This window comes from Quadrisphaera granulorum, assembly GCF_003149145.1.
GTDB lineage: Bacteria > Actinomycetota > Actinomycetes > Actinomycetales > Quadrisphaeraceae > Quadrisphaera > Quadrisphaera granulorum.
The window spans coordinates 1-2,212 of record NZ_QGDQ01000066.1; the positions used below are offsets into that span (position 1 = coordinate 1).

At 69.6% G+C, this 2,212-nt stretch carries 3 protein-coding genes and 1 pseudogene; 2 read left to right on the plus strand and 2 right to left on the minus strand.

The features are described 5' to 3' along the window. The first annotated feature begins 107 nt into the window (after positions 1–107). Both BXY45_RS24630 and BXY45_RS22670 read left to right on the plus strand, forming a co-directional pair. Positions 108–236, plus strand: coding sequence for a hypothetical protein (locus tag BXY45_RS24630; RefSeq protein WP_281270640.1), 129 nt, complete (start codon positions 108–110; stop codon positions 234–236). Continuing rightward, a complete protein-coding gene (locus tag BXY45_RS22670; RefSeq protein ID WP_170131703.1) occupies positions 233–1,174 on the plus strand; it encodes a sulfurtransferase in 942 nt (313 codons plus the stop codon). Before BXY45_RS24630 ends, BXY45_RS22670 begins: the two co-directional genes overlap by 4 nt. Positions 1,175–1,229: 55 nt before the next feature. Here BXY45_RS22670 and BXY45_RS22675 read toward each other — a convergent pair whose 3' ends face one another. Then, positions 1,230–1,583: a DUF1684 domain-containing protein gene (locus tag BXY45_RS22675; protein WP_170131704.1), complete on the minus strand. Its 354-nt coding sequence runs from the start codon at positions 1,581–1,583 to the stop codon at positions 1,230–1,232. A 191-nt stretch (positions 1,584–1,774) separates the two neighbouring features. Beyond that, positions 1,775–2,212: pseudogene (locus BXY45_RS23990) on the minus strand (hypothetical protein); the annotation flags it as partial.

Genomic DNA, 2,212 nt, shown 5'->3' on the forward strand with positions numbered 1-2,212 from the left:
CTGATCGTGGGGTGCTGGGACCGGTACCGCTGGGAGAACCGGCCTCGCTCCAAGCGCATCCGCGCAGCATGATCACACCTACTGGCGGACGTTCTTATGCCCATTGGTTGGCGCAGCACAGCATCCTCACCCGGCCCGAGGAGTGGCGCGCGGCCATCTCCAGCGACGCCGTCGTCGACTCAGTGATCGACTCAGTGGCGCAACCGGAGTGCGAGGCGGAGGTACCCGCCCCGTGACCGGCTCTCCGTTCGTGTCCGCGGCGTGGCTCGATGCCGCTCTGCACTCCCCGTGCCCCCCTGTCGTCCTCGACGCCACGCTCCTCCTGTCGAGGCCCCGGTTCGACGGCGACTTTCGCTCCTCCAGCGGGCAGCCTCGGTGGGCCGAGGCTCACATCCCCGGGTCTCGGCACGTCGCCGTCGACAAGGACTTCTCCGTGCCGCACGCGACCCACGACCACCACCCGCCGCCGCAGACTCTCGCCAACCGGCTGGCCGCGCTCGGCGTGAGCAAGGCCGACTCCGTGGTCGCCTACGACTCGGTGGGCGGGCTGTGGGCCTCGCGCCTGTGGTACCTGCTCGATTGGATCGGGATCGACGCGCGAATCCTCGACGGTGGCCTCACCGCCTGGCAGGCCGCGGGCCTGCCCGTCGTCGTGGGTGCCAGTGAAGGATCCGATGGTGGCCGGTCCGGCAGGGGCCTCCTCCGTCGGCTCGGCGACGCCCCCGCCGCCCGCTGGACGGTCAGCACCACCCGGCAGGCGTGGGTGGACAAGGACGAGTTGGTCCGCCGGCTTGGCCTCGGTACCACCCCGCCCGCTCCCGCATCTGCCGAGGTCTGCCTCGTCTGTGGACTCGCGGAGGCCGTGTTCGACGGCACCGAGCCCACGCGCTACTCCCGACGCGGGCACATCCCCGGCAGCAAGAACGTCCCCGCCCGCGGCCTCTTCGACGAACACGGCCTCGTCCTCTCCCCCGCTGAGGTCCGAGCGCAGTACATCGCTGCCGGTGTCGACCTCGATCGCGAGATCCTGCTCTACTGCGGCGGCGGCATCTCCGCCTGTGCGAACGCCGCCGCCCTAGCCCACGCCGGCCTCCGCCGCGTACGCGTCTACGACGGCTCCCTGGAGGAGTGGAGCGCCGACCCAGAGCTCCCACTGCTGATCGGCCGAGCCTGAGCCAGGCTCCACGAGCCCGCCCACGAGAACGGACAAGAACGCGCTCCTTCACGGCTCACGACGTCAGCCTGTCGTTCCACAGGACGCGACGCTCACCAGCTCGGACATGCGCCTCGATTCGGTTCTCGGGTGGTGGCAGAGGGCAGGAGTACCAGTCCGAGAAGCCGCACGGCAGTATGAAGGCGCGGTTCAGGTCGAGCACCGCCTCGCTGCCGCTGGGTCGGTCGAGCCTCAGGAAGCGTCCTGGCGCGTATGCCTTGATGCCGGTGGTGCCGTCGGCGAAGACGAAGACGAGCGCGTCGCCGTCGAGGAAGGCGACGAGGTCCAGGTAGTGTCCCTGCACTTCGACGGCAAGGTGCCGGGCACCTTCTTGGCGTGGCCGGTGTCGCTGGCGCGGCTGAAGCCCCAAGGGACGGCGCTGACGGCAGGAGCGGGTGCCCACAGCGCTGGCAGGACCCAGGCCGGGTCGTAGGGGTAGGTCTCGGGCGGTAGGGGCCTGTAACAGAACAAGGTGATCAGTTGATCATTCCGGGCCAGGGGCGCTCCGGTAGTTCCACTCCGGGTGGAAGGCTTCCCGAGTCAGGCAGGGCGCGGACAAAGTCAGGCTGGTGAGGGCGCCACTCTGCCCTGGATGAGCGCTGCCGCGTTGCGGTGATGGGCGTTCGCCCAGGTCATCATCGCTTTGGAGGCCTGCCCCAGCAGAGTGATCCCGGTCAGGACCGCGTTGCGTAGCGCCGCCAGGTTCACCGCGATCGTCTCGGTGATCACCCGACGCTGGTCCTCGCGGTGCAGGGTGTCGCGTTGGTGGTGGACGACCTCGGTGGACCAGTGATCACGAGCCAGACGAGCCAGAGTGGCTGGGTCGGCGACCTCGGCGGGCAGGGACGTCACCAGGTGCACCTCCTCCTTGGAGTCCCAGCCCAGTCGCTGGGCGGGGGTGTGGTGTTGAACGTCGCTGAGAAAGTCGACGGATCGGGCGGGCGGCGTCACTGAGGATGCCGACGTCGCGGTGAGCCACGGGTACGTCAGGGTGCCGAC